Genomic DNA, 7,552 nt, shown 5'->3' with positions numbered 1-7,552 from the left:
TAAAAGAATTAAGGCAAAATTAAAGGGTATGAGCCCAGTACAATACCGGGCTCATACCCTAGAGGCTGCCTAATGAAACGACCTGTCTAACTTTCGGGGGTCACTTCAAAAGGAAATGGCTTTTCAATTTTCATAAAATAACCAAACTTTATTTTCCATCACATTGTTTGTTTACATTCATACTTTGGTGATGTTGAATATTAGTCCAGTTATGATAAATATTTATAGCCTGTACTATAATTAAAACAGTGAATATTTACCTGTAAGATGCACTATATCTAAAGAAGGTTAAACATTTTATAAAATATTTAATTTTACTAGTAAAGCTAATAAAATTTGGAGAAGAATTTGAACATTTACTGCTATGTCTGTATCTGTAGTCGTAACTGTAACATTTCTAGAATTTCTAATAACAGTTTCTTGTTTATTAATTTGTTTAATAGATGATTTTTGAAACAATTCTTGTGCTACACGGTCAGCTTTTTCACTATCTGCTATAGAAATACTTATTATAACCACGATAGCTGCTTGTAATGCAGCTTGAATAGATAACGCAGCTTTTGTATCTGTAGTCGTAACTTCTACATCTGCTGAATCTACAATTGTAATAGATTCTTCAGAAATTTGGTAAGTTTTACTTTCTTGTGCTGCAGCTTCTGAAACGGTAGCATTTTTAAAAGATGGATGAGGATTTGAGGAGTCTAATGCACTCCACCTTTTATTTTCCTCTGAATGACATGTTTTTTTCATACATTCACCCCCTTTCAATCTAAATAATTATTAACTTGTGATTGTATTTCAGAAACAATACTTTTAATTTGCTGCTTTTTTTCTGGTGATAAATTTTTTAGTTTTTCTTCATTTATCCCATGCCTATTAAAAATATCTGAGAGTAAAAGGTCTATAATTATATTCTTTTGATCCTTATCAAACTTAAAGGAAGAAAATTTATTTAAATCATCCATTTACAATATTCACTCCTATCAGTTTTATATAAAAATTTCAAATAACTACCAGCATTATATGCATTTAAATAAAAATTGCTTGGACAAGTAACTTAATCTTCTATTTTCACTTTTTTACTAATAAAATCAAAAAGCTGTCTTCTAATACGAAGACAGCCCTCCTTTACTTCACATATATAAGTTTTATTCACTGTTAAATAATAAGTTCACCAATATTAATTCAGTCATAATGAGAAGTGCAAGCTTGTACCACATATTACAACAAAAAAATATTTAATTAGAGTGAACCCTTATAGCTAAATATAAATGGGATAGACACTTTATAAAATGTTTAGTTTAACTAGTAACGCTAATAAAATTTGAAGGAGAATTTGAATATTCACTGCAATATCTGTATCAGTAGTTGTTACGGTTACGTTTCTGGAATTTTTAATAAATGTTTTTTGTCTATTAATTTGTTTAATAGATGATTTTTGAAACAATTCTTGTGTTATTTTATCTGCCTTTTCACTATCTGCTATAGAAATACTTACTACAACCACAATAGCTGCTTGTAACGCGGCTTGGATAGATAGTGCAGCTTTTGTATTTGTAGTAGTAACTTGTACATCTGCTGAATCTACTATTTCAATATATTCCTCAGAAACTTGATCGATTTCATCTGTTTGTATAGCTTCTTCTAAAAAATTTGCATTTTTACTAAATGAATAAGAATTTACTGATTCGGAATCCTGTTTTTTTGGTTCAGAACCCCGATTTAATGGATCACGTTTTTTCTTTCTTCTACAAACTTCACAATCACACATAAAATCACCCCTTTTAGTCTAAAAAATTAGCAATATAAAAATATTGGCTAACTACTAGCATTTTATGTATTTTCAAAAAAATTGTTTGGACAAGTAACTGAATTTATATTTTATTTCTAATTCTTTTTTGTAATAACAAAAAGCTGCCTTCTAATAAGAAGACAACCCTCTTTTATTTCACATTTATATAAAAGACCCATACTTAAATACACTAAACTTCATATGATATATTGCATCCTTTCTTTTTAGAATGAGTAGTCGTTACTGAAGGGCACTTTTCGAAGTGCTCTTATCTTTAATCCCCCTCTTTTTCAGGAAGAATTTTTTTTACTAAATCCTAATATGATTTGTATCACTAGGGCTGGCGATTACCACATTTCCTTAATAGCTTCAATGAATACAGTAGCTACTAATTAAAATAACCCTATGATTTTCTCTACACTTAAACAATCGTGCGTTACCGAACACATAAACTAATTTTTATTTTGACTATGTAACACTAAATTCACAAGATTATTATCCTATGTTTGGTGAAGCCATCATTTCAATGCCAGCAATCCCACACTTTTAACTAATAACTTAAACAAATGTGCTATCTCAAGGTTCTTTTGATATAGTATCTTATGTTCTATATAATGAAGAGAGCGCTAGTATTCCGAAGGAGGATGTATATGAGTATTCAATTGGCCACATCTAACGATTTAGAATGGATTAATAACCAATATGACTCAATAGGATTTGTACGGAGTGATTTAAAGAGAGATAAAGTTGCAATTATTACATATAACAACGAGTATGCAGGTGTTGGCCGATTAGTCCAAATAGATGAAGATACTTTAGAAATGGGCGGAATTTTTATTCCGCCTCAATTTAGAGGGCTACAATTAGCTGGTGAGCTTGTTTCATTTTTAGTAGAAACTGCAAAAAAATCACAAATACAAAATGTATATTGTCTTCCTTTTGAGGAATTAGAAAACTTTTATAAGAAATATGGATATACTGAAGTCGATACTACGAAAGAAGCAGTCCATCCAATCATTCTAAAAAAATATAATTGGTGTTTGGAGAATTACGATAAACACGTTCTACTCTTCAAATTGTAAATGTAATAAAAAAATATATTCTCAATCGTTTTTCTATCAGTACTCCTAATGGGAGCTAAGGATTAATCAAAGATATTTTATCTCTCCTTTTATAAATGGCTGATTAAAACTCAATGTTCTGTCAATACTATAGGTAACATGATTGTATTTCTCCATTCCCCCTTGGAGAAGAGCAGTTAGCTTTTGCTAACTGCTCTTTTATTTTTTCAAAAAGTCACATGAATATCTTTAATTCCAAACATTCAAAAGATAAAATGTGATAAAATTGTTATGAAGATATTTACCAACTAATACATGCGCCCTAGACTTACGTACTAGGGCGCATGTATTTTTTAGTATGTAACTCCTTCACTCATCTATTATCTACAAAATAAGTATCATATGCCTTATCAAATTCATATCCTAACTTTTCTGCTAGTTTAGCAGATGTAGTATTCGCTGCGTCCCAGTTTGGATACTTTCCATTTTCTAAGCAATCCAATATAATAGCTGCACTAACTACAGTTGCCAAGCCCTCTCTTCTATGATTGTGATCAGTCGCAACTTCAATTTCAATCCCATCATTATAAATACTATAGGAGGATGCACCGCATACAACTTCTCCATTATATAAAATGCTATAACCTATACCACGGTTTATATAATCTTCTATCGAATGAAATTGACTTGTAAAATCTTCAGATATCTTATGTAATTTGGGGCTATTTGCGATATGCTCATCTATTCTTCTTAACTCATATTCTTTTGGAAGTGCTGATATAAAAGATTGTAATTTTGAACGATTAAAAACTTCTGGATTTCGTTTGAATTTATAACGTAAAAACTTATCTATTTTTCTTTCATGGAATGTTTCTAAGCGTTGTTTCCACTCTTCACTATTTACGATAACTAAAATTCTTTCTGGAATATTACGTAATAACTCTTCTGTTTCTTTCGTATTTGGGTCTCCAGCGTAAAATGTAAAAATTCCTACCGTAACTTGTGCTACTGTTGGATTTTCAAGATCATTTACCCAAGCAGTACCCATATGCCCTTGTAAATAAGAAAGTAAAACAACGTTATTGAAATCCTCAAACATAGAAACTAGTTTTTTTCTTGTATGTATATTCGCTTCATATATCATTTACATTCCCGCCTTCTTTAGAATCAACCACTCTTAACATTTTCATGAGCGCTCCATAATTCGTATTCATATACACACCCACCTGTTCATCATAAAAGCAATTGACTATTAAATTGAAACTTCGAATATTTATAAAATATCAGTAAACATAAAATGATTATAACATCTACTAACTATGAAATGATCAACCTATAAAATAAGTCAACAATAAATATATTTCTTACTCGTTAACAAATGGCTTAAAGGATCAACATAATTAATTATGTAACAACCCTCAACAATAGTTTGAGGGTTCATTTAAATACATGTATTATAACTCATTTTTATAAATAAAAGATTCCGTCTCACCGTTCTTATATACTTTAGTCAATTTAACAACTGACTTGTACGTATTATCGTCATCCTCTATCATTTTTTCATCTCTTCTATTTCGGCATCACCAGTTCCGCCCTCTATTTTTAAACAGTTCGAAATGGCAAGGTATCCGCTTGATGCCAATATAAAAATAAAAATCGTATCAGGAAAATTAATAAATAATAATCCGTAGTTTAAAGGGTCTCCAGCTGGATGTGATAAAAGCAATCGAAAACCTACCAAAACCTACCAGTTCAGGTACTTGAACAAAATCTCTAGAAACTCTCGGTTCACAACCCACTTACACTCCATCCCTTCTCTATATAGAATTGCTACTACATACATATAGGAAGAAAATAAGAAAAGCTTGGACAATATAACTTTAACGTAACATTATCGTTACCTACTCGTACATTTATATGGAAATCACACCAATTTTGAGTAAGGACACATAATTTTTACTATAAATACATATAACAATTTCATCTTTCATAAAAAAAACGTTATAATGAGGTGTAGCCTCTACGATTACGTTATAAAGGAGATTAAAATTATGGCTAAAATTAAAGTGTACCAAGCAAAAGAAGAAAATATGGATGCAGTAAAAAATATCATTGATGTTGAGGAACAAAACCCAACTACTGAAAATTTACAAAATCTATATGCGTGTGTATTAGATACTGAAGATATGGCATTGCCTGAATCATATATTGAAGAAGATATCTTAATTGATTCTATTGAAGTTATGGTTAACGCTTCTCAAAGCAAAGTAAGAGACTTAGGCGCATACGATGTAATCGAAGTTCAAAACAAAGGCAAGAAAACGCAAATTTTATTACTTGCAGACGAAGAATACGAAATTATCGAAGGCTAATCTAACACCGTACATACGAAAAATCTCCTTTCCAATTGGAAAGGAGATTTTTCATTACGCTTTTGATGTTTCACTCTTTTTATTCATTTGTTCTTTCTTAATTACCATACGCTCATTTCCCATAAAGAAAATGAATATGAATGCTAATCCAGCTGGTACCAATGCCCACATGAATGTTTGAACAATTGAACTAGAAAGAGCGTCAATAATCTTATCTAATATTTGCGGAGGGATTTGAGATCTTGCCGATTCTGATAAAATGGCTCTTGAATCCCCTAATTTTGTATTCATTCCCCCGCTCATCCCTTTAAATGCTTCTTCTAATTGATCTTGGAAACCTGTTCTTTGGATCATTCCGAAGATTGTAATACCTAGTGTCATTCCTAATGAACGAATGAAGTTACTCGTTGAAGTTGCAGATCCACGCTGTTCCATACCGAAGTTATGAATTGAAGCCATACTTAGTACAGAGAATGAGAAACCTACTCCAAATCCGATAATAATCATATAAACCGTTAATAATGCACGACTTGTTTCTGGCGTTAATGTACTTAATAAGAATAATCCGATTAACATAATAACAGCAGAAATAATCATAATGTTTCGGTAGCTCAGCTTAGTCGTTAAAAATCCACCTAACTGCGCTGTTACGACTGATCCTAGCATCATAGGTAAAAGTAATAATCCTGAGTTTGTTGCAGTCCCGCCGTATACACCTTGAATGAATAACGGAATGTAAACAGTTGCTGACATAAATGCAGCACCGTAACATAATGCAATAATTGTACTCATTCCGAATAAGCGCTGCTTAAACATCTCAAATGAAATAATTGGTTCTTCTACTTTTCGTTCAATAAAAATGAATGCGATGATTAAAATAGCGAATCCACCAAATAGACTTAAAATAAAGCTAGAATCCCAATCATATTTTTGTCCGCCTAGTTCAAGCGCAAACATTAAAGAAACTACTGCACCAACTAAAGTAATTGCGCCAAACCAATCAATCTTTTGCTTTCTATGAACGCGTGATTCTTTATAAAAGAATGTAATAAAAATAAGTGCTAAAATGCCAAGTGGTAAGTTAATGTAAAATACCCAGTGCCAGCTAATGTAATCGGTAATATATGCGCCAAGTAATGGCCCGAAAATACTAGATAATCCAAATACAGCTCCGAATAAACCACCCATTTTCCCGCGTTTTTCAGGTGGAAAAATATCAAAAACGATAGTAAACGCGATCGGCACTAATGCCCCGCCGCCAATACCTTGAATGGCACGATAAATACCTAACTGTGTAATATTTTCAGCAGTACCACAAAGTGCCGAACCAATCATAAAGACAATTAAACCGAAAATAAAGAATCTCTTTCTACCATACATATCTGATAGCTTACCGAAAATAGGCATGCCTGCCATTTCTGCGACCATATAGGCAGAAACGACCCATACAAAGTTTTCGAGGCCTCCTAAGTCACCAACGATTGTTCCCATCGCCGTTACGACAATGGTATTATCCATCGATGCCATTAAAATACCTAGCAATAAGCCCGCCACAACAAAGCCGAGCTTATTATTCTTCTCAACCATATCTCTTGCTCTCCCTCATACTACTTATATTTGTTTATGTTCTTTTACGACTGCATTACCTTTTTGATTAAAACTAGTATGATATTCTACAACACTAATTTCACATCCAGGACCAATTGTGACGTTGTTGCCTCTTACAACTTCAGCAATCGTATGTTCTAAATAGATATCATCTCCTTCAACAATTGAAGTTTGGAGGTTTCCAGCATGACTAGTAAAAGGAATAAATCTCGCTTTTTTACGAACGGTAATTTTTTTACCACCAATTTCTCTTACCTTACTGCCTTCATAACGAAGTGAGATTTGAATATTTTCAGCATTAAGTAATCCATCACTTTCAAGACCACCAGTTAATGATAAATCTTCTACTTCAATATCTCCCTTTACATTTAAAGCACCTTTTACATCTACGAAATCACCTGAAAACTTTCCTTCAATATCTATCATACCTCTAACTTTTGTTTTTTCAATATGAGCATCACCATGAATTTGTGTATTACCATATACTTTTACATATTCCGCATCTACATTTCCTTGTACTTCGTTATCTCCATACACGACATAGTTTTTCACTTTCACATTACCGCGTACATCACTCGTTCCGTACGTTTTAAACTCATTGCAACTCATATCATTCGTAATTGTTCCTTCACCGCGAATCTTCACTTTATTATAATCTCCGCCTGCTGAATTACCAGAACCATTTACTGTGAGACTATGTGGATGTTCCATACTGATTT

The 7,552-nt window shown here is 32.2% G+C and carries 9 protein-coding genes and 1 pseudogene; 3 read left to right on the top strand and 7 right to left on the bottom strand.

Annotated features, from left to right (window positions below):
* Positions 1-73 (top strand): integrase core domain-containing protein (locus ACS2CR_RS21495; protein WP_228161212.1); only part of this gene is annotated, 73 nt, incomplete at its 5' end.
* A gap of 224 nt (positions 74-297) precedes the next feature.
* On the opposite strand, the gene ACS2CR_RS21490 is transcribed toward ACS2CR_RS21495, so the two are convergent.
* The 3 genes from ACS2CR_RS21490 to ACS2CR_RS21480 all read right to left on the bottom strand — a co-directional run bounded on the left by ACS2CR_RS21490 (position 298) and on the right by ACS2CR_RS21480 (position 1,771).
* The gene (locus ACS2CR_RS21490; protein WP_000750489.1) at positions 298-750 is read right to left on the bottom strand and encodes a spore coat protein; all 453 of its coding nucleotides are present in this window, start codon (positions 748-750) and stop codon (positions 298-300) included.
* 14 nt (positions 751-764) lie between these two features.
* Positions 765-965, bottom strand: coding sequence for a spore coat protein W (locus tag ACS2CR_RS21485; protein ID WP_000342253.1), 201 nt, complete (start codon positions 963-965; stop codon positions 765-767).
* A 320-nt stretch (positions 966-1,285) separates the two neighbouring features.
* Positions 1,286-1,771 carry a spore coat protein gene (locus ACS2CR_RS21480; protein WP_016110152.1) on the bottom strand — a complete coding sequence of 162 codons (486 nt, stop codon included), beginning with the start codon at positions 1,769-1,771 and terminating at the stop codon, positions 1,286-1,288.
* 671 nt (positions 1,772-2,442) lie between these two features.
* Between ACS2CR_RS21480 and ACS2CR_RS21475 the strand changes: the two genes are divergently transcribed.
* Positions 2,443-2,874: a GNAT family N-acetyltransferase gene (locus ACS2CR_RS21475; protein ID WP_053514313.1), complete on the top strand. Its 432-nt coding sequence runs from the start codon at positions 2,443-2,445 to the stop codon at positions 2,872-2,874.
* 352 nt (positions 2,875-3,226) lie between these two features.
* Here the strand turns inward: ACS2CR_RS21475 and ACS2CR_RS21470 are convergent, their stop codons facing one another.
* Both ACS2CR_RS21470 and ACS2CR_RS21465 read right to left on the bottom strand, forming a co-directional pair.
* Positions 3,227-3,997, bottom strand: coding sequence for a GNAT family N-acetyltransferase (locus ACS2CR_RS21470; protein ID WP_000638734.1), 771 nt, complete (start codon positions 3,995-3,997; stop codon positions 3,227-3,229).
* Between the two features lie 310 nt (positions 3,998-4,307).
* Positions 4,308-4,643: pseudogene (locus tag ACS2CR_RS21465) on the bottom strand (BC_2878 family exosporium-associated protein); the annotation flags it as partial.
* A 261-nt stretch (positions 4,644-4,904) separates the two neighbouring features.
* On the opposite strand from ACS2CR_RS21465, the gene ACS2CR_RS21460 reads away from it, so the two are divergent.
* A complete protein-coding gene (locus ACS2CR_RS21460) occupies positions 4,905-5,225 on the top strand; it encodes a hypothetical protein (RefSeq protein WP_001062731.1) in 321 nt (106 codons plus the stop codon).
* Between the two features lie 54 nt (positions 5,226-5,279).
* Here the strand turns inward: ACS2CR_RS21460 and ACS2CR_RS21455 are convergent, their stop codons facing one another.
* Complete coding sequence (locus ACS2CR_RS21455) at positions 5,280-6,812, bottom strand: MDR family MFS transporter (RefSeq protein ID WP_000229618.1); 1,533 nt, start codon at positions 6,810-6,812, stop codon at positions 5,280-5,282.
* Between the two features lie 24 nt (positions 6,813-6,836).
* Positions 6,837-7,544: a polymer-forming cytoskeletal protein gene (locus ACS2CR_RS21450; protein ID WP_000400908.1), complete on the bottom strand. Its 708-nt coding sequence runs from the start codon at positions 7,542-7,544 to the stop codon at positions 6,837-6,839.
* Positions 7,545-7,552: the final 8 nt, after the last annotated feature.

It is taken from the genome of Bacillus cereus group sp. BceL291 (assembly GCF_051776705.1).
In the GTDB taxonomy this organism is placed as follows: domain Bacteria; phylum Bacillota; class Bacilli; order Bacillales; family Bacillaceae_G; genus Bacillus_A; species Bacillus_A cereus.
The sequence above is the reverse complement of the archived record's forward strand: the minus strand, read 5'-3'. Positions and strand labels throughout refer to the sequence as shown.